Annotated in this window: 24 protein-coding genes; 12 read left to right on the forward strand and 12 right to left on the reverse strand. The window is 74.0% G+C overall.

What is annotated here, in order from left to right; all coding sequences use genetic code 11:
• Nucleotides 1-22: 22 nt before the first annotated feature.
• Nucleotides 23-838 carry an inositol monophosphatase family protein gene (locus tag GA0070558_RS07870; RefSeq protein WP_091277292.1) on the reverse strand — a complete coding sequence of 272 codons (816 nt, stop codon included), beginning with the start codon at nucleotides 836-838 and terminating at the stop codon, nucleotides 23-25.
• A gap of 287 nt (nucleotides 839-1,125) precedes the next feature.
• Between GA0070558_RS07870 and GA0070558_RS07875 the strand changes: the two genes are divergently transcribed.
• Together GA0070558_RS07875 and GA0070558_RS07880 are read left to right on the forward strand one after the other, a co-directional pair.
• Nucleotides 1,126-2,727: an RNA polymerase sigma factor gene (locus tag GA0070558_RS07875; RefSeq protein ID WP_043964218.1), complete on the forward strand. Its 1,602-nt coding sequence runs from the start codon at nucleotides 1,126-1,128 to the stop codon at nucleotides 2,725-2,727.
• 245 nt (nucleotides 2,728-2,972) lie between these two features.
• On the forward strand, nucleotides 2,973-3,206 hold the full coding sequence (locus GA0070558_RS07880; RefSeq protein WP_036374862.1) for a DUF7455 domain-containing protein: 234 nt from the start codon (nucleotides 2,973-2,975) through the stop codon (nucleotides 3,204-3,206).
• Nucleotides 3,207-3,289: 83 nt separating this feature from the next.
• On the opposite strand, the gene GA0070558_RS07885 is transcribed toward GA0070558_RS07880, so the two are convergent.
• From GA0070558_RS07885 to GA0070558_RS07895, 3 genes are all read right to left on the reverse strand, one after another.
• Nucleotides 3,290-5,023 (reverse strand): DEAD/DEAH box helicase, encoded by a 1,734-nt coding sequence (locus tag GA0070558_RS07885; RefSeq protein ID WP_091277294.1) that lies wholly within the window; start codon nucleotides 5,021-5,023, stop codon nucleotides 3,290-3,292.
• A gap of 205 nt (nucleotides 5,024-5,228) precedes the next feature.
• A complete protein-coding gene (locus GA0070558_RS07890) occupies nucleotides 5,229-5,879 on the reverse strand; it encodes a trimeric intracellular cation channel family protein (RefSeq protein ID WP_077936790.1) in 651 nt (216 codons plus the stop codon).
• A 40-nt stretch (nucleotides 5,880-5,919) separates the two neighbouring features.
• On the reverse strand, nucleotides 5,920-6,138 hold the full coding sequence (locus tag GA0070558_RS07895; protein WP_043962508.1) for a DUF3039 domain-containing protein: 219 nt from the start codon (nucleotides 6,136-6,138) through the stop codon (nucleotides 5,920-5,922).
• Nucleotides 6,139-6,225: 87 nt separating this feature from the next.
• Here GA0070558_RS07895 and GA0070558_RS07900 point away from each other — a divergent pair, with 87 nt between their 5' ends.
• Nucleotides 6,226-7,152 (forward strand): pseudouridine-5'-phosphate glycosidase, encoded by a 927-nt coding sequence (locus GA0070558_RS07900; protein WP_077936789.1) that lies wholly within the window; start codon nucleotides 6,226-6,228, stop codon nucleotides 7,150-7,152.
• Nucleotides 7,149-8,066 (forward strand): carbohydrate kinase family protein, encoded by a 918-nt coding sequence (locus tag GA0070558_RS07905; protein WP_091277296.1) that lies wholly within the window; start codon nucleotides 7,149-7,151, stop codon nucleotides 8,064-8,066. Before GA0070558_RS07900 ends, GA0070558_RS07905 begins: the two co-directional genes overlap by 4 nt.
• A 49-nt stretch (nucleotides 8,067-8,115) precedes the next feature.
• Here GA0070558_RS07905 and GA0070558_RS07910 read toward each other — a convergent pair whose 3' ends face one another.
• Nucleotides 8,116-8,472 (reverse strand): DUF3099 domain-containing protein, encoded by a 357-nt coding sequence (locus GA0070558_RS07910; RefSeq protein WP_077936787.1) that lies wholly within the window; start codon nucleotides 8,470-8,472, stop codon nucleotides 8,116-8,118.
• A 125-nt stretch (nucleotides 8,473-8,597) separates the two neighbouring features.
• Here GA0070558_RS07910 and GA0070558_RS07915 point away from each other — a divergent pair, with 125 nt between their 5' ends.
• Both GA0070558_RS07915 and GA0070558_RS07920 read left to right on the forward strand, forming a co-directional pair.
• Nucleotides 8,598-8,912, forward strand: a complete 315-nt coding sequence (locus tag GA0070558_RS07915; RefSeq protein WP_228986787.1) for a hypothetical protein — start codon at nucleotides 8,598-8,600, stop codon at nucleotides 8,910-8,912.
• A gap of 12 nt (nucleotides 8,913-8,924) precedes the next feature.
• A complete protein-coding gene (locus tag GA0070558_RS07920; RefSeq protein WP_091277507.1) occupies nucleotides 8,925-9,236 on the forward strand; it encodes a hypothetical protein in 312 nt (103 codons plus the stop codon).
• A gap of 92 nt (nucleotides 9,237-9,328) precedes the next feature.
• Here GA0070558_RS07920 and GA0070558_RS07925 read toward each other — a convergent pair whose 3' ends face one another.
• Both GA0070558_RS07925 and GA0070558_RS07930 read right to left on the reverse strand, forming a co-directional pair.
• A complete protein-coding gene (locus GA0070558_RS07925; protein ID WP_091277509.1) occupies nucleotides 9,329-10,534 on the reverse strand; it encodes a low temperature requirement protein A in 1,206 nt (401 codons plus the stop codon).
• Nucleotides 10,535-10,591: 57 nt separating this feature from the next.
• Nucleotides 10,592-11,167, reverse strand: coding sequence for an HhH-GPD-type base excision DNA repair protein (locus GA0070558_RS07930; RefSeq protein ID WP_091277298.1), 576 nt, complete (start codon nucleotides 11,165-11,167; stop codon nucleotides 10,592-10,594).
• A 155-nt stretch (nucleotides 11,168-11,322) separates the two neighbouring features.
• Between GA0070558_RS07930 and GA0070558_RS07935 the strand changes: the two genes are divergently transcribed.
• The 4 genes from GA0070558_RS07935 to dtd are packed head-to-tail and all read left to right on the forward strand — an operon-like array spanning nucleotide 11,323 to nucleotide 16,141.
• The gene (locus tag GA0070558_RS07935; protein WP_091277300.1) at nucleotides 11,323-12,912 is read left to right on the forward strand and encodes a DUF262 domain-containing protein; all 1,590 of its coding nucleotides are present in this window, start codon (nucleotides 11,323-11,325) and stop codon (nucleotides 12,910-12,912) included.
• Between the two features lies 1 nt (nucleotide 12,913).
• On the forward strand, nucleotides 12,914-14,122 hold the full coding sequence (locus tag GA0070558_RS07940; protein ID WP_091277302.1) for a type II toxin-antitoxin system HipA family toxin: 1,209 nt from the start codon (nucleotides 12,914-12,916) through the stop codon (nucleotides 14,120-14,122).
• A 56-nt stretch (nucleotides 14,123-14,178) separates the two neighbouring features.
• Nucleotides 14,179-15,663, forward strand: a complete 1,485-nt coding sequence (locus GA0070558_RS07945) for a DUF7782 domain-containing protein (RefSeq protein ID WP_176734138.1) — start codon at nucleotides 14,179-14,181, stop codon at nucleotides 15,661-15,663.
• A 55-nt stretch (nucleotides 15,664-15,718) separates the two neighbouring features.
• Nucleotides 15,719-16,141 carry a D-aminoacyl-tRNA deacylase gene (dtd, locus tag GA0070558_RS07950; protein ID WP_077936784.1) on the forward strand — a complete coding sequence of 141 codons (423 nt, stop codon included), beginning with the start codon at nucleotides 15,719-15,721 and terminating at the stop codon, nucleotides 16,139-16,141.
• 85 nt (nucleotides 16,142-16,226) lie between these two features.
• Here dtd and GA0070558_RS07955 read toward each other — a convergent pair whose 3' ends face one another.
• Nucleotides 16,227-17,015, reverse strand: coding sequence for a sporulation protein (locus tag GA0070558_RS07955; RefSeq protein ID WP_091277513.1), 789 nt, complete (start codon nucleotides 17,013-17,015; stop codon nucleotides 16,227-16,229).
• Nucleotides 17,016-17,254: 239 nt separating this feature from the next.
• Between GA0070558_RS07955 and sigB the strand changes: the two genes are divergently transcribed.
• The gene (gene sigB, locus GA0070558_RS07960) at nucleotides 17,255-18,271 is read left to right on the forward strand and encodes an RNA polymerase sigma factor SigB (protein WP_043962501.1); all 1,017 of its coding nucleotides are present in this window, start codon (nucleotides 17,255-17,257) and stop codon (nucleotides 18,269-18,271) included.
• Between the two features lie 137 nt (nucleotides 18,272-18,408).
• Here the strand turns inward: sigB and GA0070558_RS07965 are convergent, their stop codons facing one another.
• The 3 genes from GA0070558_RS07965 to GA0070558_RS07975 all read right to left on the reverse strand — a co-directional run bounded on the left by GA0070558_RS07965 (nucleotide 18,409) and on the right by GA0070558_RS07975 (nucleotide 23,152).
• Entirely contained in the window at nucleotides 18,409-20,970 is a 2,562-nt protein-coding gene (locus GA0070558_RS07965; RefSeq protein WP_091277304.1) for a bifunctional acetate--CoA ligase family protein/GNAT family N-acetyltransferase, read from the reverse strand.
• A gap of 30 nt (nucleotides 20,971-21,000) precedes the next feature.
• On the reverse strand, nucleotides 21,001-22,182 hold the full coding sequence (locus tag GA0070558_RS07970; protein ID WP_091277306.1) for an acetoin utilization protein AcuC: 1,182 nt from the start codon (nucleotides 22,180-22,182) through the stop codon (nucleotides 21,001-21,003).
• 121 nt (nucleotides 22,183-22,303) lie between these two features.
• The gene (locus tag GA0070558_RS07975) at nucleotides 22,304-23,152 is read right to left on the reverse strand and encodes a sulfurtransferase (protein WP_091277308.1); all 849 of its coding nucleotides are present in this window, start codon (nucleotides 23,150-23,152) and stop codon (nucleotides 22,304-22,306) included.
• A gap of 156 nt (nucleotides 23,153-23,308) precedes the next feature.
• Between GA0070558_RS07975 and GA0070558_RS07980 the strand changes: the two genes are divergently transcribed.
• Nucleotides 23,309-23,992, forward strand: a complete 684-nt coding sequence (locus GA0070558_RS07980; RefSeq protein ID WP_043962497.1) for an iron-dependent transcriptional repressor DtxR — start codon at nucleotides 23,309-23,311, stop codon at nucleotides 23,990-23,992.
• A gap of 33 nt (nucleotides 23,993-24,025) precedes the next feature.
• Here the strand turns inward: GA0070558_RS07980 and GA0070558_RS07985 are convergent, their stop codons facing one another.
• Entirely contained in the window at nucleotides 24,026-24,577 is a 552-nt protein-coding gene (locus GA0070558_RS07985) for a hypothetical protein (RefSeq protein ID WP_091277311.1), read from the reverse strand.
• Nucleotides 24,578-24,701: the final 124 nt, after the last annotated feature.

Genomic DNA, 24,701 nt, shown 5'->3' on the forward strand with positions numbered 1-24,701 from the left:
CGGCCCGGTCACCTCCGGGCGGTCAGGGGCCGCCCGAGGCGTCCAGGTCGGCCAGCCGGTCGTGCAGCGGCGCGAACAGCGCCGGCGGGGCCGCGATCACCAGGTCCGGGCCCGCCGGCCGCCCGCCGAGCCCGCCGACCAGCAGCCCGGCCTCGGTGCCGACCAACGCGCCGGCCGCGTGGTCCCAGAGGTTCAGGCCCTTCTCGTAGTACGCGTCCAGCCGCCCCTCGGCGGCCAGGCAGAGGTCCACCGAGGCGGCCCCCTGCCGGCGGACGTCCCGCACGTGGCTGATCAGCCCGGCGAGCACCCGGGCCTGGTGGGCCCGGCGGGCCGGGTCGTAGCCGAAGCCGGTGGCGACCAGCGCCTGCCCGAGGTCGGTCTCGGCCGAGCAGCGCAGCCGCTCGCCGGCCCGGTACGCGCCACCCCCGGCGGTGGCCGTCCACTCGTCGCCGGTGAACACGTTGCGCACCACGCCCGCGACCACCTGGCCGTCGACCTCGGCGGCCAGCGACACCGCGCAGCACGGCAGCCCGTAGAGGTAGTTGACCGTCCCGTCGATCGGGTCGAGGATCCAGCGCACCCGGGCGGCCGGGGCGGCGTCGCCCGCGCCGTACTCCTCCCCCAGGACCGCGTCGTGCGGCCGGAGCCGGCGCAGCGCGTCGAGCACCTGCCGCTCCACGGCCCGGTCGGCGGCGGTGACCACGTCGGTGACGGTGGACTTGGTGGCGGCCACCGACACCCCCTCGGCCCACATCCGGTGCGCGGTCGCCGCCGCGGCCCGGGCGACATCGACGGCGATCTCCAACAGTTCCCCGGGTGGCGGCACCGCGCGGTCCATAGGTTCGTCCCCTTCCCGCACGACCGGACCCGTCCGGGTCGCGCGCGAGTATCATCCTTACAAAGTCCACATCTGCGTCGAATCGGCGGTCCCGCCAGTCGGTCCGCCGTGCGGCGCAGGATGATCGCGGCAGACGGCGTTACAATTCACCCTGCCCACGCGCCACGGACCGCCAGCCACCGGCCGGCCCGGGACACGGGGGTCCCTCAACGACATCGCCCGGCACCGTGTTCCGCGCCGCGTCGGGCAACCCGGCCGTGCTCGCTTTTCGCCTCCGGAAGGTCTTCGTGACAGAACCCCGCCAGACCGGCGCCGACGTTCGCTCGCTCACCGACACCCTGATCGCCCACGCGCAGAGCGCCGGCGGCCAGCTCACGTCGGCCCAGCTCGCGCGCACCGTCGAGTCCGCCGAGGTGACTCCGGCCCAGGCCAAGAAGATCCTGCGTGCGCTCGCGGAAGCGGGGGTGACCGTGGTCGTCGACGGCTCGGCCAGCCCGCGCCGCCGGGTCGCCGCCGCCCGGTCCGCCACCCCGGCGTCCCGGGCCACCACCGCCAAGACCACGAAGAAGGTGGCCGCGCCCGCTCCGAAGCAGGCGCCCGCCGCCGACGACGCCCCCGCGCCGGCTCCCCGGAAGGTCGCCGCGCGCAAGGCGACGACCGAGGCGGTGGCGAAGGCCGCCGTCCCGGCGAAGGTCGCGCGGCCCACCCGGGCCACCAAGGCGACGGTGGCCGCCGCCGCGGGCAAGCCGGCCAAGGCTGCCGCCAAGCCCAAGGGCGAGGGCGCCGAGGGCGACATCGATCCGGAGGAGCTCGCCGCCGAGATCGAGGACGTGGTGGTCGAGGAGCCGGCCGAGCTGGCCCAGGCCGCCGCGGCCGACGCCGCCAGCTCCGCCACCGACAACGACTTCGAGTGGGACGACGAGGAGTCCGAGGCGCTCAAGCAGGCGCGTCGCGACGCCGAGCTGACCGCCTCCGCCGACTCCGTGCGGGCCTACCTCAAGCAGATCGGCAAGGTGCCCCTGCTCAACGCCGAGCAGGAGGTGGAGCTCGCCAAGCGGATCGAGGCGGGCCTCTACGCCGCCGAGCGGCTGCGCGCCGCCGAGGAGGGCGAGGAGAAGCTGGTCCGGGAGATGGTCCGCGACCTCGGCTGGATCTCCCGCGACGGCGAGCGGGCCAAGAACCACCTGCTGGAGGCCAACCTCCGGCTGGTGGTGTCGCTGGCCAAGCGCTACACCGGCCGGGGCATGGCGTTCCTCGACCTCATCCAGGAGGGCAACCTCGGCCTGATCCGGGCGGTCGAGAAGTTCGACTACACCAAGGGCTACAAGTTCTCCACGTACGCGACCTGGTGGATCCGCCAGGCGATCACCCGGGCGATGGCCGACCAGGCCCGCACCATCCGCATCCCGGTGCACATGGTCGAGGTGATCAACAAGCTCGGCCGGATCCAGCGCGAGCTGCTCCAGGACCTGGGCCGCGAGCCCACCCCGGAGGAGCTGGCCAAGGAGATGGACATCACACCCGAGAAGGTGCTGGAGATCCAGCAGTACGCTCGGGAGCCCATCTCGCTCGACCAGACCATCGGTGACGAGGGCGACAGTCAGCTCGGCGACTTCATCGAGGACTCGGAGGCCGTCGTCGCGGTCGACGCCGTCTCCTTCTCCCTGCTGCAGGACCAGCTCCAGCAGGTGCTCCAGACGCTGTCCGAGCGTGAGGCGGGCGTGGTCCGGCTCCGCTTCGGCCTGACCGACGGCCAGCCGCGCACGCTGGACGAGATCGGCCAGGTCTACGGCGTGACCCGGGAGCGGATCCGGCAGATCGAGTCGAAGACGATGTCGAAACTGCGTCACCCGTCGCGGTCACAGGTTCTCCGTGACTACCTGGACTGACCCGCGTTCGTCAACTGCCCGTGTCGCTTTGATCACCAGCCGTACAACACCCGATGGTGATCGGTCGGTTGCACGATTGTGATCGTTGACGTGGCACCCTTGGTGCACGGCACACTGTTGCCGCCAGGTGTGACCTCGGTCCCCCGCGGGCACACAGGGAAGGCAAGACCCTCGTCGGGTGTTGCACGATAGGTGAGCAACGACCGACGAGATTGTTCATCGGTGACGACCAGAGGAGGAAGGCGATGACCCCGACCCTCACGCCGCCGCCCGAGACGGTGGCTCCCCCAGCCGCCGATGAACGGTGCGACCGCTGCAACGCTGCCGGCAAGCTCCGTATCACTCTGGCGGGCGGGAGCGAGCTGGTGTTCTGTGGGCACCACGCGAACAAGTACGCGGAGGATCTCGTGAAGATCACCGTGCGGTACGCGACGGACCCCGAGTTCAGCTGGCGTGGCGCCGATCTCATGGCGAACTGACCCCAAGAGACCGCATACCGACATAAGCCGGCCGGAGGCACCCGTTGGGTGCCTCCGGCCGGCTTATCCGTTTCCGCCCCCGGTCACAGGGTCTGGACCGTGGCTATCCGTTCCTCGAGCTGCTCGATCGTGGCCTGGGCGCTGGGCGGGCCGCCGCACAGCCGGCGCAGCTCGGCGTGGATCTTGCCGTGCGGGAGGCCGGTGCGGTGGTGCCGCGCGGCCACGAGGGCGTTCAGTTGCCGCCGTAGCGCCACCCGGCGCTGGGCGGCGCTCATCGGCGGCGGAGGCGCCACCGTGGCCGTAGCGGCCGGCTCAGCGGCCCGCTCGGTGGCCCGGCGGCGCTGGGCGGCCAGTTGCTCGGCCTGCCGCTTGGTGAGCAGCAGGGAGACCTGGTCGGCGGTGAGCAGCCCGGGCAGCCCCAGGTATTCCTCCTCCTCGGGGGTGCCGGCCTGGGCGGCCGTGCCGAAGGACGCGCCGTCGAAGATCACCTGGTCCAGCTCGGCCGTGGCGGACAGGGCGGCGAACCGCTTCTCCAGCTCCCCGCTGGCCTGGTCGTCGCGCTGGGCGCGCTCCAGCAGGTCGTCGTCGAAGCCCTCGCGGTCCTTCGGCTTGCCGAGCACGTGGTCCCGCTCGGCCTCCATCTCGCTGGCCAGCCCCAGCAGGTGCGGGACGCTGGGCAGGAACACCGACGCGGTCTCCCCGGGCCGGCGGGCCCGGACGAACCGGCCGATGGCCTGGGCGAAGTAGAGCGGGGTGCTGGCGCTGGTCGCATAGACGCCGACCGCCAGCCGGGGGATGTCGACGCCCTCGGAGACCATCCGGACCGCCACCAGCCAGCGCTGCTCGGACGCCGCGAACGTCGCGATCCGGGCGGACGCGCCCTGGTCGTCGGAGAGCACCACCGTGGCCTTCTCGCCCGTGAGCCGCTCGATCAGCTTCGCGTACGAGCGGGCGGTCTGCTGGTCGCTGGCGATGATCAGCCCGCCGGCGTCGGGCATCCCCGCGTTGCGCAGCACGGTCAGCCGGGCGTCGGCGGCCCGCAGCACCTGCGGCATCCAGTCGCCGGCCGGATCCAGGGCGGTACGCCACGCCTGGGCGACGAGATCCTGGGTCATCGGCTCGCCCAGCCGGGCGGCCAGCTCGTCCCCGGCGTTCGTCCGCCACCGGGTCTCCCCCGAGTACGCCAGGAACAGCACCGGCCGGACCACGTTGTCGCGCAGCGCGTCGGCGTAGCCGTAGACGGCGTCGGCGCGGGACCTCAGCAGGCCGTCGCCGCCCCGCTCGTAGGTGACGAACGGGATCGGGTTGTCGTCGGAGCGGAACGGGGTGCCGGTGAGCATCAGCCGGCGCACGGCGGGCTCGAACGCCGCCTTCACCCCGTCGCCCCAGGTGCGGGAGTCGCCCGCGTGGTGGATCTCGTCGAGGATGACCAGGGTGCGTCGCGTCATGGTGCGCCGCCGGTGCACCTGGGGCGCCATCCCCACCTGGGCATAGGTGACCACCGCGCCGTGGAAGTCGGCGGACGAGTGCAGGTCGGCGTTGCGGAACGCGGCGTCGAGCTGGATGCCGACCCGGGCCGCCGCCTGCGCCCACTGGGTCTTCAGGTGCTCGGTGGGGGCGACCACGGTGACCGCCTCGACGGTGCCGTCGGCGAGCAGCTCGGCGGCGATCCGCAGGGCGAAGGTGGTCTTGCCGGCCCCCGGGGTGGCGACCGCCGTGAAGTCCTCGGTGCGTCGCCGCAGGTACTCCACCAGCGCCTTGCGCTGCCACGCACGCAGGGGCGGGAACGTCTCGAGCGCCGGCGTCCGGGCTGCCACGCGTCAGGCTCCTCTCCGACCGCGCGACGGCGGGCCCCGGTCGAGGGCCACGGGTGCCGCCGCCCATGAAAAGGCCCTCGCGCATCGGGTGCCGCGAAGGCCGGATCAGCATAACCAGCGCGGGCCGGTGGGCCCAGGCGACGCCACGCTGGTCACATCAGCACCCTCCGCACCACACGAACAGGCGGCACACGATCACCCTCGGTCAGGAGCCGGGGCCCCGGGCGCCGGTGCGGGGCGGGCGCAGCGTGGCCACCGGGGCGGACCAGCGCCGCCGCAGCGACACCAGGCGCAGCGCGAAGACGAACACCGCCGCGGCGGTCAGCCCGGCGGCGTCGGCCCGCCCGAACGCGTCGAGCAGCGCCACGGCGACCGCCCCGGCGAGGGCCGCCACCGCGTAGATCTCCCGGCGCAGCACCACGGGGATCTCGCCGGTGAGCAGGTCCCGGCCGAGCCCGCCGCCGATGGCGGTGAGCATGCCGAGCAGGCACGCGCCGACCGCCGGGACGCCGGCGTCGAGCGCCTTGAGGGTGCCGGTGACGGTGAACAGGCCGAGGCCAGCGGCGTCGAGCACCAGCACGGTGGTGCGCAGCCGGGCCAGTCTGGGGTGCAGCCAGAAGGTGGCGGCGGCGGTGAGCGCGGCCGTCGCCGCGTACCGCCAGTCGGCGAAGGCCAGCGGTGGCACCTCGTCGATCACCAGATCGCGGAGGATCCCGCCGCCGAGCGCGGCGACGAAGCCGACGAAGACGACGCCGAACAGGTCGAGGCGCTTGGCCACCGCCGCGGAGGCCCCGGAGGCGGCGAAGACGGCCACCCCGGTCAGGTCGGCGAGGAGCAGGGCGGTGGAGGTGGTCACCGCCGAAGGTTACGTGGGCGGCCGGAGGGGCCGCCCATGGTCACTCGCCCCAGGATTCGTAGATCTCCTTGCACTTCGGGCAGACCGGAGAGCCCGGCTTGGCGGCCTTCGTCACCGGGAACTTCTCCCCGCACAGCGCGACGACGAAGGTGCCCATGACGGCACTCTCGGCGATCTTGTCCTTGCGGACGTAGTGGAACATCTCGGGACCGGTGTCGGCATCCTTCAGGTCCGGACGTTCGAGAACCTGTGTGTTCACTTCTGCACCTCCAACTTTCCAGTCTGGCAGGCCGACCTGGCCGGGTCCACCGCAGGCCACCCTTTCCCGGCCCGTACCGTAACGGACGTGAACAGCTTCCACACCCGCCTCGGCGTCGAGGTGGCCGCCGCCCTGCGCGACCGGCTTCCGGTCGTCGCCCTGGAGAGCACCATCGTCTCGCACGGCCTGCCCCGGCCCGACAACCTGCGGGTGGCCCGCGAGATCGAGCAGGCCGTCCGCGCCGCCGGGGCGGTCCCGGCGACCATCGGCATGGTCGGCGGTCAGCTCGTGGTGGGCCTCGACGACGCGGAGCTGACCCGGCTCGCGACCGTCGACGGCGTGAGCAAGCTCTCGGTGCGCGACCTCGCGATCGCCGCCGCGGCCGGCGCGGACGGGGCCACCACGGTCGCCGCCACCAGCGCGGTGGCCGCCGCCGCCGGGATCGGGGTCTTCGCCACCGGCGGGCTGGGCGGGGTGCACCGGGAGGCCGCGACGACCTTCGACGAGTCGGCCGACCTGGGCACCCTGGCCCGCACGCCGATCGCCGTGGTATGCGCCGGGGTCAAGTCGATCCTCGACGTCGGGGCGACCCTGGAGCGGCTGGAGACCCTCGGCGTCGCCGTGGTCGGCTACCGCACCCGCCGGTTCCCCGGCTTCTATCTCACCGACGCCGGCTTCGACCTCGACTGGTCGGTCGACTCGCCCGAGCAGGTCGCCGACGTGCTGGCCGCGCGGGACGCCCACGGGGTGCACGGCGGGGGGCTGATCGTGGCCAACCCGCTGCCGGCCGACGAGCAGCTCGACCCCGCCCTGCACGACCGGACGCTCGCCGAGGGCCTCGCCCTGCTGGAGCGCGACGGGGTGACCGGCAAGGCCGTGACGCCGTACCTGCTCGCGCACTTCCACTCCGCCACCGAGGGCGCGAGCCTCGCGGTGAACGTGCGGATCATCCTGCGCAACGCCGACCTCGCCGCCCGGATCGCGGTCGCCGCCGCCGGCCGCGCCGCCGCATGACCGCTGCACGCCACCCGGCCGGGCCGGGCCGGATCGTCGTCGTCGGCGACCTGATCACCGACGTGGTCGCGGTGCTCGGCGGGCCGCTGGCCACCGGCTCCGACACCCCGGCCACGATCCGGGTCACCGGCGGTGGGCAGGCCGCCAACACCGCCGCCTGGCTCGCCGCCCAGGGCGTGCCGGTGACCATGGTCGGCGCCGTCGGCGACGACGACGCGGGCCGCGACCGGGTCGCCGAGCTGGAGCGGGCCGGCGTCGACTGCGCCGTCGAGCGGCACGTGGGCCGCACCACGGGCACGGTGATCGTGCTCACCGGCGACGGCGAGCGCACGATGGTGACCGAACGGGGGGCGAACCTGCGGCTGGGCGCCGGGCACGTCGACGCCGCCCTCGCCGCAGCGCCCGACGCGCGGCACCTGCACCTGTCCGCGTATCCCCTGTTGGACGTCGGGTCGCGCGGCGCCGGGCTGCGCGCGCTGGCCGCGGCGCGCGAGCGCGGGCTCACCACGAGCGTCGACGCGGCGTCCGCGGCGCCGCTGCGGCGGGTCGGCGCGGCGGCCTTCCTGACCTGGGTACGCGACGTCGACCTGCTCCTGGTCAACGCCGGCGAGGCGGCCGTGCTGGCCGGCGGGCTGGACCCGGCGGCGCAGGCGCGGGCGCTGACGGCGACGGCCCGGCGGGTGGTGGTGAAGCGGGGCGCGGCCGGGGCGGTGTGGGCGGACCGGGCGGCGACGGTCAGCGTGGCGCCGACGCGGCGGGTGGCCGTGGCCGACGTCACCGGGGCCGGGGACGCCTTCGCGGCCGGGCTGCTGTCGGCCTGGCTGGCCGGGGCGGGGCCCCGGGCGGCGCTGGACCGGGCCGGCGACCTGGGCGCGCTGGCCGTGTCGACCATCGGCGCGCGCCCGACGGGCTGACGGCGGCCCGCCCGGCGCGCGCCGGCCGCCGGGGGCCGGGCCGTGCCGGTCAGGGCTCGGCGTCGATGACCTTGTGCGGGCGCTCCTCGGCGGCCAGGCTCATCGGCGGGGCCGGGTCGGTGTGCCGGGGCTGGAAGCGGTTGGCCAGCCGGTGCTTCTCCTTCGGCGGCCGGTCGTTGGCCAGCAGCACCGCCAGCCACGGGATGAGCACCATCCCGAGGCCGCACAGCGGCAGCCAGAGCCAGAGCATGGGCGCCTGCGCGCCGACCAGGATCGCGCCGACGATCACGCAGGCCACCCGGACGCCCATCATCACGACGTAGCGGCGCTGCCGGCTGGTGAGCTGGTCGTCCTGGCTGCGGGCCGCGTCGGTGATCAGGATCGGCTGGTACGCCTGACGCTTCACCACGAACCTCCAAGAGGGATCGCCCCCATCCTGTCACCCCGGGGCGTTGATCGGTTCGTCGCGGGGCGTTGATCAGCGAAATCGACTCGTTCCGGCGCGTGTTACGCCCGTGGTACGCTCCGCTCGTGGGCAGCCGGTTCAGCTTCACCGACGAGGCGTTGGCCAACCTGCGGGTCTACGACGTCACGCCCGGGGAGGTCTGGGAGGCGCTGCACAGCCCGCGGCGGGTCATCCGGCACCTGGGCGACGACGTGATGGTCGTCTACGCCGCCGCCCGCCACGGCAGGCGGCTGGCCGTGCTGCTCGCCGAGGCCGACGGCGCCGACAACGACTGGGACGTGCTCTCCGCCCGGGAGCTGACCGACGCCGAGGCCAAGCGCTACGACGAGGCCGTCCGCCGGTTTCCCGACGACGACGCCGGCCGCAGATTCCGCCGATGAGGAGGCGTGGCGATGAACCGTAACGACGCGACCAAGCAGTTCCACGGCGGTGGCGACCCGCTGGCCGAGTTGATCGACACCGGCGCGCCCGTGGAGCTGCCCACCCCCGACACCGACGTGCCGATGGTCAGCCGCTCGGTGCGGCTGCCGCTGGAGACGTACGAGCGGATGCGGGCCGCCGCCGACGCCCGGGGCATCGGGGTGACCACGCTGATGCGGCAGTGGATCGAGGCCGGCCTGGCCGAGCTGGACGACTCGGCGACGGTGTCCCTCGCCGACGTGCGGCGGGCCCTCGCCGCCCTCTCCCGGCCCACCGCGGCCTGAGCCCCGGGCCACAACCGCGCCTGAGCCCCGGGCCACAACCGCCTGGACCCCGGGCCGCCCCGGGGCGGCCCGGGATGGCGGTGGGCGGGCCGCTACAGCGGCGATGCGGGGCGCTCGGCCGGGCGGCCCCACGACCGCGCCGCGTCGCTCACGGCGATCGCCACCAGCACGGCGGCCGCCGACGCGAGCGCAACCATCGGCGACATGCGCAGCGCCAGCGGGGCCAGCGCGACCAGCACCAGCACCCCGGCCAGCCGGGAGCGGGAGACCCGGCCGAAGATCTCGTACTCGAAGCGTGCCCGGGCGGCCAGGAACAACGCGGGGCCGCCCAGGACGAAGACTGCCCACGTCGACTCCATCCGGGCGAAGGGATGGTCGATGACCAACTCGTAGCCGACGGCCGTGAGCAGCACACCGGCCACCATCACCAGGTGGGTCCAGCTCGCCGACTCGCCCAGCAGCCCCGGCGACCGGGCCACCCGGATCGCCTCGGCCAGCAGGTGCCCGGCCCGGTGGAAGTAGATCCGCCAGAACAGCGCCGTGACCAGGAACGAGAGGGCGAACGCCCCGAACCTGGCGGCGGAGAAGTCGCTGCCGCTGAAGGTCAGCCCGATGATGAGGATCGTCTCGCCGAGGGAGATCAGGAAAATCTGCTGGTACCGCTCCGCCAGGTGCTCGCCCATCACGGCCCAGCCGGAGACCCGCGTCGGCCCGAGGCGCGGCACCGGCCAGCCGAGCGCCAGCCCCGTGTAGTCCCAGGCCACCGCGACGGTCCAGAACACCGCCCGGAGGGTCTGCTGCGGCACCAGGGCACCGGCGAGCCAGGGCACCGCGCCGAGCGTCAACCACGCCAGGATGCGCACCGTCACCGTCCGACGGGGATGCCGACGCAGCGCCACGGTGATCAGCAGCGGCCGGCCGATCTGGACCGCCAGGTACGCGCAGGCGAAGATCAGCGCCCGCTCGGCGAAGGCCCGGGGCAGGGCGACGGCCATCACCATGCTGCCGAACATCGTGGCCACCACGACGAACTGGATGATCCCGCGTTCCGGCTCGTAGCGGCTGGTCACCCAGGCCGTGAGCGTCCAGACCAGCCAGAGCGCGAGGAACAGCAGCAGGGTCTGCGCGACCTCGCTCCACACGTCCCGGCCGGGGGACGCCACGTCGTCGATGATCCGCTGCGACACCCGGGTCAGCGCGAAGACGAACACCAGATCGAAGAAGAGCTCCAGGAAGCTGGTCCGGGGCGAGCTCACCGCGCCCCGCAGCAGCGCCGTGCCCCGCTGGTCCTCCGTCATCGCCCACCCGTCGCCGACGCCCGACGGGCTCAACGAGCCCGAGCGGCGCGGGTTTCGTCAGCCCTTCGCGGCCTTCGCCTCCGCCTTCATCCGCTGCTTGTACTCGCGTACGCGGCGCAGCGAGTCCGCGTCGGCCACGTCGGCCACCGACCGGTACGCGTCGGCGTCGCCGTAGCCGCCGGCCGCCTCCCGCCAGCCGGCCGGGGTGACGCCGTACCGCTTGCCGAGCAGCGCGACGAGGATCTGCGCCTTCTGCCGGCCGAACCCGGGCAGCTCGGTGATCCGGCGCAGCAACTCCCGCCCGTCGGCGACGTCGGCCCAGAGCCGGACGGCGTCACCGTCGTACCGGTCGACCAGCACCCGGCACACCTCCTGCGTCCGGGCGGCCATCGCCTTCGGGAACCGGTGCAGGGCGGGCGGCTCGGCGAAGACCGCCACCAGGGCCTCTGGGTCGTAACCGGCCAGCTCGCGGGCGTCCGGCTCGTGCCCGAGGCGCTGGGTCAGCACGTACGGCGAGGAGAACGCCTTCTCCATCGGGATCTGCTGGTCGAGCGTCATTCCCAGCAGCAGGGCCAGCGGGCTGCGCTCCAGCAGCCGGCTGGCCTCGGGGTCGATGGGCAGCGAGAACGTCATGCCCTTATCTTGCCCGGCCAACGGCCTGGACTCGGAGCCGACACGGCTGGCCACGTCCGAGGCGGCATGCACCCCCGCATGTCGCCACCAGGTCCGAAAGGCCGGACGAGTCGAAGCCGTTAGGCTCAAACGACCAGCCACGAGGGAGACAGTCGATGCCAAGCCTCGAACGACCTCGCGTCGAGTACCGGACTCCGGAAGACCTGGTGCGCGACGTCGAGCAGGGCACAGTTCGCATCCCTCCCTTCCAGCGAGCGTTCAAGTGGGAAGCAGCCGACATCGTCAAGCTCTTCGACAGTCTGCTGCGCGGATTCCCGATCGGTAACCTTCTGCTCTGGCGTCGCCCCGCACCGGCCCAACGGCTGCAGGTGGGACCGCTGACGATCGACGCAGAGGAGACCGGCGCGGCGCTGTGGGTCGTGGACGGCCAACAGCGAATCGTGTCCCTGGTGGGGGCCCTCACCCAGGCACACCAGGCGGTGGATCCCCGGTTCCGGGTGCATCTGGATCTGGACTCCGGTGAGTTCCACACCAGCGGCACCCGTCAGCAACCGCCCCGCAGTTGGATTCCGGTCAGTTTCCTGCTGGACACCGCAGTCCTGCTTCGGTGGATGCGCAGCAACTCGAACTGGCTGACCGAATCGCAACTGACGTTGGCCGATCAGGCCGCCAAGGCCATCCGCGAATACCAGATCCCCACCTATGTCGTGCATTCCTCGGACGAGAGCGCACTGCTGGAGATCTTCACCCGGATGAACACGACGGGCAAACGCCTCACGAAGTCGGAGGTCTTCCAGGCGCTGCACGCCGGCACGGTCGCCGACGACCTCACCACCCTCCCCGGGCTCGGCCGCATCACCGCCGAGTCGGGTTTCGGGACCATCGATGACCGACTGGCCCTGCGATGTGTGCTGGCCTATCGCGGCGGGGACGTCTTCCGTGAGGACTTCCGTCAGGAGTTCGCCCCAGGGGACGACCCCGCCGAAACCCTGCGAGAGGTCGCCGGAGCGCTCCGTGACGCCGTGGACTTCCTCCGGGGCACCTGCGGAATACCGCACATCAGGCTGCTTCCCTATTCACACGTCCTGCCCACCCTGGTGCGGTTCGTCAAGCTGCACGGCGTGCCGGCTGAACGGGCCGCGACCCTGCTTCGTCGATGGGTGTGGCGCAGCGCGGTGGCCGGGACCCGTGCCCGAGGCGTCAGCGTCGCCGACATCCGCGGACAGGTCGCCGCAGTGGACGTCCCCAAGGCGGTGGACGGCGCCGCGGAACTCCTCCGGCGAGTCCAGCCCTTCCCAGACTTCGTCCCCGAACTCGACAAGATCCACTTCAGTCACGCCATGGCGAAGATCAACACCCTGGGCCTGCTGTCCTTGGAGCCACGTGATCCCGCGAGCGGGGACCTCCTGGACACCACCCGGCTCCTGGAGAACGGCAGCCCGCTACGCCCGTTCCTAGCGGCCGGCGGGTCCGCCCTGACGGACACCCTCGCCAACCGTCTCGTTCTGCCGGCCGGCGAGCGGACGTCGCCGGCGCAACTCGCGTCGGCGCCGGCCCATGTCGCCGCCAGTCAGCTCATCGACGAACGGGGCCAACAGTTGCTTGCAGACCAGCACTGGGAAGCTTTCCTGTCCCATCGGGCCACGGCCTGCACCACGGCCATCGCCGCTCACGTCGACCGGATGAGCGAATGGGGGGCTCGGGACGGACGGGCCATGACCGACATCCTCCGGTCGGCCGCCTGACATGGACACCACGACGACGGCAGAGGTCCGCCTGCACAACCGCCGGGTAGGACACATCGCCTACTGGCAAGGTGGATCGGAGTTTCACTACGAGGACGACTTGTCCCGCCCGGACCACAAGATCCTCGGCCAGGTGTTCGAGGACGATCCCCGAAAGATCCGGAGCGCACGCGTCGGCCTGCCCGCCTGGTTCGCCAATCTGCTTCCCGAGGGCGCGCTCCGCCGTCAGATCGTCCGGGAACTGGGTGGCGGGAACATTGGCGACTTCACCCTGCTGCTACGGGTGGGGAGCAACCTGCCCGGAGCGGTGACCGTTTCCGGCGACCACGAGCCCGAGGGCGACATGCTTCCACACGACTCGGACGGTCAGCTCCCCGACCACCCGCTTCGGCACTCACTCGCCGGCGTGCAGCTCAAGTACTCGATCTCCGCCGATCGACTCTCCGTGCCCGTGAGTGGTGACGGTGGCTGGTGGATCGTGAAGCTCCCGGATCAGAGCCTCAGGGAACTGCCGGCCAACGAGTTCGTCACGATGCGTTGGATGGCGGCAGCCGGATTTCCCGTCCCAGCAGTCGAACTCATCGCCGCGAGAGAGGTGGCCGGTCTCGCCGACGGAATCGTCGATCCGGCCGATCTGGTCTACGTGATCAATCGCTTCGATCGTACGGCCCAGGGCAAGGTACACGTCGAGGACTTCGCTCAGGTGGCCGACGTCGACCCCAGGTTCAAGTACAGCGAGTCCAACGTCTCCTATGACACTCTGGCATCGGCGATCAGGCAGTTGGCCGGGAAGGACGGCTACGACGACTTCATCCGCCGGCTTGTCGCCATGCTCGTCGTCGGCAACACCGACGCGCACTTGAAGAACTGGGCGCTGATCTATCGGGATGGTAGAACGGCGGATCTCGCGCCCGTCTACGATTTCCACTCACTCACCGTCTACCGACCCTACCGGTATCAGCCCCTCGCCCTCAGCCTGAACGGCGAGAAGGTGCCGTGGTCGATCAGGGTGGACGACTTCCGGAGGATGGCCGACAGGATCGGGGCCGACCCGGCACGCACCGCCGACCTCGTCGCCGAGACCGTCTCCCGACTGCGCGACGCCTGGCGCGCAGGCATGGTCGACGAGGCCACCCGGCGTTTCCAACCGCTCGCCGAGCACTACAGTCACCGCCTGGAGAGCTTGCCCATCTGCCGCCACGCGGACTGAACATGGAAATGTCGGGTGGCGACGAACGCACTCGGCCCGGCAGGCAGGATGGCGACGTGGACGAACACGACATGCTGCTCTCCCCCGCCGGCGTCGAGGCGCTCCGGACGGCGCTCGCCCGCGCCGCGTACACCTCGAACGGCATCGCCGACCGGCTCGGACCGCAGGCCACCGGCGGGATCGCCCGCAACGACTTCCGGGCGGCCCTGCGCGCCACCGCCGACCTCGACCCGCTGGCCACCCTCATCCGGGTGTTCATCTGCGACCAGACCGAGCCGGAGGCCGCGGTGGCCGCCGCGCTCGCCCCGCTGACCGTGGCCGAGGCGCTGGCCGGGGGCCTGGTGGAGCGGCACGGCGACGGGCTGCGCGCGGGCGTCGACCTGGAGCCGTACGCCGACGACTGGTGGGTCCTCGCCGACCTGCCGGTCAGCTCCCGGCCGGGCCGGCCGCTGCACTCCGAGCACGTGCTCGGCATCGGCGGGGCGACCCAGACGCTGATCGGGGCGGCGGTGCGCCGGCCGGTGGAGACCGCGCTCGACCTGGGCACCGGCTCCGGGGTGCAGGCGCTGCACCTGGCCACCCACGCCCGCCGGGTCACCGCGACCGACGTCTCCGAGCGGGCTTTGCGCTTCGCCGCCACCACGGCCGCGCTCAACGGCCAGGACTGGGAGCTGAGACGCGGCGACCTGGTCGCCCCGGTCGCCGGGCGCCGGTTCGACCTGGTGGTCAGCAACCCGCCGTTCGTGGTCGGCCCCGGCACCACCACCCACGTGTACCGGGACTCGGGCCGGGTCGGCGACGCGATCGGCGCCGAGCTGGCCGCCGCCGCACCGGGGCTGCTCACCGAGGGCGGCACCATGCAGTACCTGGCGAACTGGGTGCACGTCACCGGGGAGGACTGGGACGAGCGGGTGGCCGGCTGGTTCGCCGGCACCGGCCTGGACGCCTGGGTCATCCAGCGGGAGGTCGCCGACCCGATGGCGTACGTCAACCTGTGGCTGACCGACGTCGGGGAGGCCGCCGACCCGCACCGGGCCGCGGCCTGGCTCGACTGGTTCGACGCGCACAAGGTGGAGGCGATCGGCTTCGGCATCGTCTCGCTGCGCCGCGGCGGCCACGCCGACCCGGTGGTGCGGGTGGAGGACCTGCGGCAGCGGGTGGAGCCGCCGCTGGGCGGCCAGATCGCCGCCTGGTTCGACCGCCAGGACTGGCTCCGGGCGCACGGCGCCGACGGGCTGCTCGACGCGCGCTACCGGGCCGCCGAGGGGCTCCAGCTGCGGCAGGAGGCGACCATGGGCGACGAGGGCTGGGCGGTGGACCGGCAGGTCCTGGCGATGCCGCACGGGCTGCGCTGGACGGAGGAGATCGACCCGTTGGTGCTGGCCCTGGTCGGCGGCGCGGACGGCCGGCTGCCGATGCGCGACCAGCTCGCCCTGCTCGCCGCCGCGCACGACGTGACGCCGCAGGAGCTGGCGGAGGCGGCCGGCCCGATCGTGGCGCACCTGGTGGAGCGCGGCATCGTCGAGCCGGTGACCGACTGATGCGGGCGCTGAGAGCCACGCGGATGCCGGCGGCGGCGACACGGGCGGTGCTCTGATGCGGGCGGTCGTGCAGACCGTCGGCCGGGCCAGCGTCACCGTCGACGGGGAGGTCGTCGGCGCGGTCACCGACGGGCTGCTGGTGCTGCTCGGGGTGACCCACACCGACACCGGGGAGACCGCCCGCACCATGGCCCGCAAGATCCACGAGCTGCGCATCCTGGACGACGAGCGCAGCGCGGCGGACACCGGTGCGGGCATCCTGGTGGTCAGCCAGTTCACCCTCTACGGCGACGCCCGCAAGGGCCGGCGGCCGAGCTGGACCGCCGCCGCCCCCGCCGAGGTGGCCGAGCCCCTGGTCGAGGCGGTCGTGGCGGCCCTGCGCGAGCGCGGCGCCCCGGTGCAGACGGGCCGCTTCCGCACCCACATGCTGGTGGAAAGCGTCAACGTCGGCCCCCGCACCCTCCTCCTGGACCTCTGACCCCACCCTTGGTGATCAAGAGGTTTGCGTCAGCCGCCGGCCGGAACCTGACGCAAACCTCTTGATCACCGAAGAGGTCCCGGGGTCAGAAGAAGAGGCCGCGGCGCTGGATGGACTGGCGCAGCCAGCCGTCGAGCTGGGCGGCCCAGTCGGTGTTGTGCACCGTGGCGTGGTCGACGCTGAACCGGCCGAAGGCGTCCCGCCCCTCGGTGAACACGCCGCCCCGCTTGTCGATCTCCAGCACCACCTGCACCTGCTGCGGGTCGGTGACGAAGGTGACCTCCAGCTGGTTGATCGCCTGGGCGTACTGGGGGGCCGGGTAGAACTCGATCTCCTGGTAGAACGGCAGGTGCTGGCGTACCCCGTAGATGTGGCCCCGCTCGACGTCGGCGCGGGCGAACCGGAAGCCCAGCCGCAGCAGCGCCTCCAGCAGCGCCTCCTGGGCCGGCAGCGGGTGCACCGCCACCGCGTCCAGGTCGCCCTTGTCGACCGCCCGCGCCACCTCCAGCTCCGTACGCAGCCCCATCGTCATCCCGTGCAGGTGCTGCCCGTACAGCTCGGTGAGCGGGGTCTCCCAGGGCACGTCGAAGCGGAACGGGACGTCGTAGCGCTGCCCCGCCTCCAGCCGGAACGCCCCCGTCACCTGACGGCGGTGGAACTCCTGGGTGGTCTCGTACTCGCTGTCGCCGCTCTCCACCTCGACCCGGGTGGCCAGGCCCAGCGCGACGTAGTCGATGTCGACCGCGTGCTCGCCGCCCGCCACGTGCACGACGCCCTCCAACTGACCGCCCGGACGGCAGTTCGGATTGCTCAGCACCGTCTCCACCGACGGACCGCCCACACCCATCGCCTGCATGAGCCGCTTGAAGACCACGACGCCCTCCACCCTCTCGAAGATCGGCCGACGAGCCGCCGACCTGCTGATTCGGCCCGAACGACCGACTGCCGGCACGGTAGCCGGGCCTGGCAAGGTCAGGGGTCCGCCACACCCCTATCCGCTGTCGGTTCCCCGATCGCCTCACTCCCGTTTCACGTCCCGCTTGCCAGAGTGTGAGTCACCGGCACCACTGGGCCGGCAACGCGGCACCGACGTGGACACGGGGAGAGACAGAGATGGTCCTTCAGATGATCGAGAACCAGATCGGCCCGGCCGTCACCACCGACGCCGAGGCTGCCGCCGACACCCTGACCGACCTGGACGCCACCGACGAGCGCGGCGTCTCCACGGACCTGGTCCGGGCCTACCTCAACGGCATCGGGCGCACCAAGCTGCTCACCGCCGAGCAGGAGGTGGTGCTCGCCAAGCGGATCGAGGCCGGGCTGTTCGCCGAGGAGAAGCTGGCCACCTGCACGCCGGTCTCGACGGAGCTGCGCGCCGACCTGGAGATCGTCGTCGCCGAGGGGCGCACGGCCAAGGACCACCTGCTGGAGGCCAACCTCCGCCTCGTCGTCAGCATCGCCAAGCGGTACACGGGCCGGGGCATGGCGTTCCTCGACCTCATCCAGGAGGGCAACCTCGGCCTGATCCGGGCGGTCGAGAAGTTCGACTACACCAAGGGCTTCAAGTTCTCCACGTACGCGACCTGGTGGATCCGGCAGGCGATCACCCGGGCGATGGCCGACCAGGCCCGCACCATCCGCATCCCGGTGCACATGGTGGAGCAGGTCAACCGGATGGTCCGGGCCCGCCGCGAGCTGGCCGTCACGCTGGGTCGCGAGCCCACCGTGGCCGAGGTCGCCCGGGCCATGGACGTCCCCGAGTTCCAGGTCATCGAGCTGATCTCGTACGACCGGGAGCCGGTCAGCCTCGACCAGGCCGTCGGCGAGGACGGCGAGAGCGCCCTCGGCGACTTCGTCGCCGCCGTCGACCCGGCCGCCGAGCCCGGTGCGGCCGCCGCCGACGGCGAGCTGCGCAACGAGGTGCAGATCGTGCTGGCCACCCTGTCCCAGCGGGAGCAGGCGGTGATCCGCCTCCGCTTCGGCCTGGACGACGGCCGGCAGCGCACCCTCGACGAGGTGGGCAAGGAGTTCGGCCTGTCCCGGGAGCGGATCCGGCAGATCGAGAAGGTCACGCTGCTCAAGCTGCGCGCCCCGGAGCGGGCGCAGCGACTGGAGGCGTACGCCTGCTGAGCGGCACACGTAAGGAGGGGCCTCGGCGGTTCGCCGGGGCCCCTCGCGTGTGCGGCGCCGGAGCGCGCGCGGCGCGCGCCCAGCGGTGTTAGGAGGGGGCCCTTCCTATGCAGAATGCGTTAACAAGGTGCCCTTCCTTACAGGCGGCGGGGGCCCGTGTCGGGGCGGGGGGCGCCCGCCGCGCCCACGCCCACCGTGGCGTGCAGCACCGAGATGCCGTCCGGGCGGGCCAGCACCGGGTTGAGGGTGAGCGAACGCACCCGGGGCTGCTCGTCGGCGAGCCGCCCCACCCGCAGCAGCAGCTCCGCCAGGGCGGCCCGGTCCACCGGCGCGGCCCCCCGGTGCCCGCGCAGCAGCGGCGCGGCCCGGGGCGCGTCGACCAGCTCGGCGGCGTCGGCGTCGGTCAGCGGCACCGCCCGCCACGCCCGGTCGCCGAGCAGCTCGGTGGCGACGCCGCCGAGGCCGAACCCGACCACCGGCCCGAACGCCGGATCCTCCACCAGCTCCACCACGCACGGCACGCCGGGCGGGACCATCGCCTGCACCAGGACGTCCGCGCCGAAGACCGCCGACATCTCCGCGTACGCCCGGCGCACCGCCGCCGCGTCGGCCAGGTCGAGCCGGACCGCGCCGAGGTCGAGGCGGTGCCGCAACCCGGGGGCGGCGGCCTTCAACGCCACCGGGCAGCCGAGCGCCCCGGCGGCGGCGACCGCCTCGTCGGCCGACCCGGCGCGCACCGACGGCACCACGTCGATCCCGTACGCGCCCAGCAGCCCCGCCGGGTCGGCCCCGTCGGCGCGCAGCGCGGCGGACGCGGCGGCGGGGTCGATCCGGGGCAGCTCGGGCAGCGCGCCGGTCGGCCGGCGCAGCCAGTCGGCGTACGCGGCGACCCGGGCCAGGGCCCGCACCGCCTCCTCCACGCTCGGGTACGCCGGCACCCCCGCCGGCACGCGCCCGGCGAGGAAGGTCGCCACCACCGGCTTACCGGCGTCGAGCGCGCCGGGCAGGGCGGCGGCGAAGTCGGCCTCGGTGTCGGTGAGCTGGCCGGGCAGCGGCGGGGCGAAGACCGCGACGAGGGCGTCCACGCCGTCGTCGGCGGCGGCCGCGCCGAGCGCGGCGGCGAACTCGGCCGCCCCGGCCCGGGGGCCCACGTCGGACGGGTAGCCGGCGGCCACCGTCAGCCCCTGGGCGGCGCAGGCGGTGGCGGCCAGCCCGGTCAGCGCCGAGGAGTTGCCGACCACGGCGACCCGCCGTCCGGCGGGCCGGGGCTGGTGGGCCAGCAGCACGCCGACGTCGAGCAGCTCGGCGACCGTGTCGACCCGGATCACCCCGGACTGGGCGAACAGGGCGCTCACCGCGACAGCGTCGGGGCCGGGCGCGTCGCCGCCCAGGCCGGGCGGGCGGGCCGGGGACGCCAGCGCCACCACCGGCTTGTCCCGGCCGATCCGCCGGGCCAGCCGGGCGAACTTGCGCGGGTTGCCGAACGTCTCCAGGTACAACATGATCACGTCGGTGCCGGGGTCGTCCTGCCAGTATTGAAGCAGGTCGTTGCCGGAGACGTCGGCCCGGTTGCCGGCGGAGACGAAGCTGGACAGGCCCAGGCCGCGCCGGGCCGCCTCGGCGAGCAGCGCCACCCCGAACGCGCCGGACTGGCTGAAGATGCCCACCCGGCCGGGGGCCGGCAGCGCGGGGGCGAGGGTCGCGTTGAGGCGTACCTGAGCGGCGGTGTTGGCCACGCCGAGGCAGTTCGGGCCGACGACCCGCATGCCGGCGGCGTGCGCGGCGCGGACCAGGGCCCGCTGGGCCGCCGCGCCGCCCGCGCCGGCCTCGGCGAAGCCGGCCGAGATCACCACCAGGCCGTGCGCGCCGGCCGCCGCCGCGTCGGCCACCACCGCGCCCACCGCCTCCGGGGCCACCGCGACGACCGCCAGGTCGATCGGGTGGCCGGCGTCGACCGCCGACGGGTACGCGGGCAGCCCCGCCACCGTCGCCGCGCCCGGGTGCACCGGCACGACCGGCCCCGGGTAACCGCCGTCGCGCAGATGCCCGAGCAGGGCCGCACCGACGCCCTGCCCGGTGGCGCTCGCGCCGTAGACGGCGACGCCCCGGGGGGCCAGCAGCCGGGCGATGGAACGGGCCTCGGTGCGGTGCTCCCGGCCCCGCTGCACGGCGAGCGTCGCCTCGGTGGGGGCGATCGGGAAGCTCAGGTGCACCACGCCGTCGGCGTACTGGCGTTGGACCTGGTAGCCGAAGTCGGCGAAGACCCGCAGCATCGCCCCGTTGGCCGGGAGCACCTCGGCGACGAAGCGCACGATCCCGGCCCGGCGGGCCGCGTCGGCCAGGTGCTCCAGCAGCACCGAGCCGATCCCCCGACCCTGGTGGGCGTCCTCCACCACGAACGCCACCTCGGCCTCGGGGGCCTGCGGGCCGAGCCGCTCGTAGCGGCCCACGGCGACGATCCGCCCGGCGGCGAGCACCACGAACGCCTCCCGGTCGCGGTGGTCGACGTGGACGAACCGGTTCAGGTCCCGCTCCGGGATGCGCGGGTACGGCGAGAAGTAGCGCAGGTAGCGGGTGCGCTCGGAGAAGCGGGCGTGCATCGCCACGATCCCCGACGCGTCCTCGGGGCGGATCGGGCGCAGCCCGACGGTGCTGCCGTCGCTCAGCAGCACGTCCACCGGCTGGTCGACTGTGGTCACCGGTTCCGGCCTCCTCCCCAGGTCGCCGGCTCAGTCCCGAGGGTCGTGCGGGTCGAGGCCGAGCAGGGGGAACACCGCCTTGCGGGTCGCCGCGATCGCCCGGTCCACCGAGCTCGGCTCGCCGGTCGGCTGCCACGGCGCGAACGCGGGGTCGGCGTCGTCGGTCATCCGCAGCGGCACCTCCCGGCCGGGGCGGCGGGCGGCGGCCAGCGCACGCCAGCCGGGCGGGGTGAGCGTCGCCGGGTCGATCGGGTCGCCGGTCGCCACCGCGAGCAGATGGGTCCAGGCGCGGGGCACCACCTCGACGAGGGCGTACCCGCCGCCGCCGGTGGCCACCCAACGGCCCTCGCACAGCTCGTCGGCCAGCGCCCGCAGCGCCAGGTAGGTGGCGCGCTGCCCGTCGACGCTCAGGTGCAGGTCGGCGAGGGGGTCGAGCCGGTGCCCGTCGGCCCCGCACTGGGTGACCAGGAGCTGCGGCCGGAACGCCCGCAGCACCGACGGCACGACCGCGTGGAACGCGCGCAGCCAGCCGGCGTCGTCGACCCCGGGCGGCAGCGGCACGTTCACGGCGGTGCCCTGCGCCCCCGGCCCGCCCGTCTCGTCGGGGAAGCCGGTGCCGGGGAACAGGGCGAGCGGGGTCTCGTGCAGGCTGACGGTGAGCACCCGCGGGTCGTCCCAGAAGACGGCCTGCACGCCGTCGCCGTGGTGCACGTCCACGTCGACGTACGCGATCCGCTGCGCGCCGAGGTCGAGCAGGCGGGCGATGGCCACCGCCGGGTCGTTGTAGACGCAGAACCCGGCGGCGCGGGCCGGCATCGCGTGGTGCAGCCCACCGGCCACGTTGACCGCCCGCCGGGCCTCGCCCCGCCACACCGCCTCGGCGGCGGCCACCGTGGCGCCGGCGACCAGCGCGCTGGACTCGTGCATCCCGTCGAAGACCGGATTGTCCGACGTACCCAGCCCGAACCCGGCGAACAGCGGGTCGCGGGGGGCGACCCGGACCGCGTCGAGATAACGCGGGTCGTGCACCCGGGTCAGCAGGGCGTCGTCGGCCGGCTCGGGCCGGACCAGCCGCACCCCGGGCCGGCCCAGGACGCCCAGCTCCCCGGCGAGCGCGACGGTCAACTCGACCCGCACCGGGTCGAGCGGATGGTCACCCATGTCGTAGGCGAGCAGGGCCTCGTCCCACACCACCACCGTGTCCTCGGACATGGGGTCATCGTCGCACGGGCCACCGACGCCGCCCAGCACACGCGCTGCTGCGTGGCCGGTGTCTCCCCGGTCGGCGGGCTCGCCCGACGGCCGGCTCCCCTGGTGGTCGGGTGCCGGACGCTCAGCCGCCGGTGGCGACGGGACGGGACGGGTCGGCCACCCAGTTGCTCCACGATCCGACGTAGAGGGCGGCGTTCGGGCGGCCCGCCAGGTGCAGGGCGAGCACGGCCTGCGCGGCGGTCACCCCGGACCCGCAGTACGCCCCCACGGGCGCGGCGTCGGCGACCCCGGCGGCGGCGAACCGCTCCCGCAGCGCCCCGCCCGACGGGAAGCGGCCGTCCGGTCCGACGTACTCCCCGGCGGGCAGGTTCACCGCGCCCGGCACGTGCCCGGCCACCGGGTCGACCGGCTCGTGCTCGCCCCGGTAGCGGGCCGCGGCCCGCACGTCGAGCAGCGTCCCGTCGCCGGTGGCGGCCAGCGCGGCGGCCGCGTCGGCGTCGAGCACCGGCAGCCCGCCCGGACGGACGGTCACGTCCCCGGGGACCGGCGTGGGCACGTCGGTCGACACGGGCAGGCCGGCGGCCACCCAGGCCGGGAAGCCGCCGTGCAGCACCCGGACCGGCCGGTGCCCGGCCCAGCGCAGCGTCCACCAGGCCCGTGCCGCGCCGAGGCCGTCGCCGCCGTCGTACACGACGACGGGGTGACCGGCGCGGACCCCGGCGGCCCGCAGCGCGGCCTGGAGGACGGCGGGGTCGGGCAGCGGATGCCGGCCGGCCGCGCCGGGCGGCCCGCACAGCGCGGCGTCCAGGTCGACGAAGACCGCGCCGGGCAGGTGACCGGCGGCATGGTCGTCGCGGCCGGGCGGCCCGGCGAGCCGCCACCGGACGTCGAGCAGGGCGGGCGGGTCGGCGGAGTCGAGCTCCGCCGCGAGCCGGTCGGCCTCGACCAGCAGCTCCTCGGTACCGGACATGGCGTCCAGTCAACACCATCCGGGCGGTCACCTCGCGATTCGGCCGCGGGCGATGTCCGGCGGCCGGGGTACCATCGACCTCCGGGAGGTCGCCGACGTGAAGCACCTGGTCGACACGAGTGGGCGCGGAACTGCCTCCGCCGAGAGGGGGAATCGATGCGCCACGATCTAGTGGACACGACCGAGATGTACCTGCGCACCATCCTCGAACTCGAGGAGGAGGGCGTCCCGCCGCTGCGCGCCCGGATCGCCGAGCGGCTGCGGCAGAGCGGTCCCACCGTCAGCCAGACCGTCGCCCGGATGGAACGCGACGGGCTGCTCACCGTCGAGGGCGACCGGCACCTCGCGCTGACCCCGCTGGGCCGCGCGTCCGCCGTGTCCGTGATGCGCAAGCACCGGCTCGCCGAGCTGCTGCTGGTCAACGTCATCGGGATGCCCTACGAGGAGGCCCACGAGGAGGCCTGCCGGTGGGAGCACGTGATGAGCGACGCGGTGGAGAAGCGGGTGTACGACCTGCTCAACCGCCCCACCCGCTCCCCGTACGGCAACCCGATCCCGGGCCTGGAGGAGCTGGGCACGCCCGAGCAGCCGACCGACCGCAGCGACGGCGAGCGCAACCTCGCGTTCCCCGGGCTCACCGGCACGGTGGTCGTGCGGCGGATCTGCGAGAGCGTGCAGACCGACGCCGACGTGCTGCGCCAACTGCACGCCGCCGGGGTCGACCCGGGCGCGACGGTCACCGTGGCCCAGGAGCGCGACGGCGTCTCCATCGACCGCTCCGGCGACCGGGTCCGGCTGCCCCGCGAGGTCGCCTCCCGGGTCTTCGTCGCCGCCCACTGACCTGACGCCGACACCCGGGCCCGGCGAAAAAGCTCACAGGGCCCGGGTGTCGACCGTTCCCGCCAGCGCGACCAGCTTCCCGGCCACCTCCTCGGCGGCGGCGCGCTCGGTGCCCTTCGGCAGCGTCCAGCGCAGCACGGCCAGCCGGTCCTCGGCGGCCAGCCAGCCCACCTCGGCGACCGGCCCCTGCCCCTTCGTCGCCGCCCCGGTCCGCCGGTAGGCGACCTGACCCAGCCGGCTGATCTTCCGGGCCCCGGCGGGCTGCACGTCGGCCGTGAAGTCGGCCACGTCGATCGACGTGTCGGTGACGGTGAGGGCCAACTCCGGCAGCAGCGCCCGCTTCGCGCGCAGCACGCAGGTGCGGGTGTCGTCGCGCGTGCTCGCCGCCGCCACGTCGAACCGCTCCCCGGTGTGCTCCTCAACCACGGCGAAGTCGAGCAGCCGGCAGGCGCCGCCCGAGGACGCCGCCGGGACGTCGACCGCGACCGGCGTGCCGCGCGGCACCGCCACCGGCTCCGCCGCCTCCGCCCCGCACCCCGTCACCAGCAGCGCCGACACGCCCGCCAGGCAGATCCAACCGCGCACGCCAACCTCCGCGCCTCCCGGCGGTTCCCGCCGATGTCCGCCCGACACCGTACGGGTTGTCCGCCTCGGGCGAAAGCCCACGGTCGGCGGTGCTCCAGGCGGCCGAGAGCCAGGCGGCGGCGGT

The sequence above is a fragment of the Micromonospora haikouensis genome, assembly GCF_900091595.1.
GTDB lineage: Bacteria > Actinomycetota > Actinomycetes > Mycobacteriales > Micromonosporaceae > Micromonospora > Micromonospora haikouensis.

What these genes read in the sequence shown, in the direction of transcription:
- GA0070558_RS07970 (WP_091277306.1), bottom strand. Translation starts at nt 22,182, where the DNA reads ATGTCCGAGGACACGGTGGTGGTGTGGGACGAGGCCCTGCTCGCCTAC.
- GA0070558_RS07870 (WP_091277292.1), bottom strand. Translation starts at nt 838, where the DNA reads ATGGACCGCGCGGTGCCGCCACCCGGGGAACTGTTGGAGATCGCCGTC.
- sigB (WP_043962501.1), top strand. Translation starts at nt 17,255, where the DNA reads ATGGTCCTTCAGATGATCGAGAACCAGATCGGCCCGGCCGTCACCACC.
- GA0070558_RS07980 (WP_043962497.1), top strand. Translation starts at nt 23,309, where the DNA reads ATGCGCCACGATCTAGTGGACACGACCGAGATGTACCTGCGCACCATC.
- dtd (WP_077936784.1), top strand. Translation starts at nt 15,719, where the DNA reads ATGCGGGCGGTCGTGCAGACCGTCGGCCGGGCCAGCGTCACCGTCGAC.
- GA0070558_RS07940 (WP_091277302.1), top strand. Translation starts at nt 12,914, where the DNA reads ATGGACACCACGACGACGGCAGAGGTCCGCCTGCACAACCGCCGGGTA.
- GA0070558_RS07935 (WP_091277300.1), top strand. Translation starts at nt 11,323, where the DNA reads ATGCCAAGCCTCGAACGACCTCGCGTCGAGTACCGGACTCCGGAAGAC.
- GA0070558_RS07920 (WP_091277507.1), top strand. Translation starts at nt 8,925, where the DNA reads ATGAACCGTAACGACGCGACCAAGCAGTTCCACGGCGGTGGCGACCCG.
- GA0070558_RS07925 (WP_091277509.1), bottom strand. Translation starts at nt 10,534, where the DNA reads ATGACGGAGGACCAGCGGGGCACGGCGCTGCTGCGGGGCGCGGTGAGC.
- GA0070558_RS07880 (WP_036374862.1), top strand. Translation starts at nt 2,973, where the DNA reads ATGACCCCGACCCTCACGCCGCCGCCCGAGACGGTGGCTCCCCCAGCC.
- GA0070558_RS07930 (WP_091277298.1), bottom strand. Translation starts at nt 11,167, where the DNA reads ATGACGTTCTCGCTGCCCATCGACCCCGAGGCCAGCCGGCTGCTGGAG.
- GA0070558_RS07975 (WP_091277308.1), bottom strand. Translation starts at nt 23,152, where the DNA reads ATGTCCGGTACCGAGGAGCTGCTGGTCGAGGCCGACCGGCTCGCGGCG.
- GA0070558_RS07905 (WP_091277296.1), top strand. Translation starts at nt 7,149, where the DNA reads ATGACCGCTGCACGCCACCCGGCCGGGCCGGGCCGGATCGTCGTCGTC.